The sequence below is a fragment of the Colwellia sp. C1TZA3 genome (assembly GCF_007954265.1).
Taxonomy (GTDB): domain Bacteria; phylum Pseudomonadota; class Gammaproteobacteria; order Enterobacterales; family Alteromonadaceae; genus Cognaticolwellia.
In genome coordinates this window covers 1-573 of sequence record NZ_VOLS01000161.1, presented here as the reverse complement: position 1 = coordinate 573, position 573 = coordinate 1, and the positions used below count along the sequence as shown (strand labels likewise).

The 573-nt window shown below is 48.0% G+C and carries 2 tRNA genes and 1 rRNA gene; all 3 read right to left on the bottom strand.

The features are described from left to right. Positions 1–32: 32 nt before the first annotated feature. Positions 33–108: transfer RNA gene (locus ESZ39_RS17670), tRNA-Ala, on the bottom strand. Positions 109–144: 36 nt separating this feature from the next. After that, positions 145–221, bottom strand: a tRNA-Ile gene (locus ESZ39_RS17665). A gap of 130 nt (positions 222–351) precedes the next feature. Continuing rightward, positions 352–573 (bottom strand): 16S ribosomal RNA (locus tag ESZ39_RS17660); the annotation flags it as partial.

Below are 573 nucleotides of genomic sequence, written 5' to 3'. Positions count from 1 at the left end.
TTTAAGTTTGGTCTCTTTCTTTAAAGAAGAAGTGGTGGAGCTAAGCAGGATCGAACTGCTGACCTCCTGCGTGCAAGGCAGGCGCTCTCCCAGCTGAGCTATAGCCCCGCAATGGGTAACATACTTTCTAGTTAGCGCGTAAATTGGTAGGTCTGGGCAGACTTGAACTGCCGACCTCACCCTTATCAGGGGTGCGCTCTAACCAGCTGAGCTACAGACCTATCTCTTTCAAGATTTTACGTCCGAAGCTAGCATGTTTGGACTTCTTCTAATTTGTTATCATGTAATTTGTGTGAACACTCGTAGAGCACTCTCTAAAGAGTATTCTCATTAAGCTGTTTTACTTCAAGATAAGGAGGTGATCCAACCCCAGGTTCCCCTAGGGTTACCTTGTTACGACTTCACCCCAGTCATGAATCACAAAGTGGTGACCGTCCTCCCCGAAGGGTTAAACTAGCCACTTCTTTTGCAACCCACTCCCATGGTGTGACGGGCGGTGTGTACAAGGCCCGGGAACGTATTCACCGTAGCATTCTGATCTACGATTACTAGCGATTCCGACTTCATGGAGTC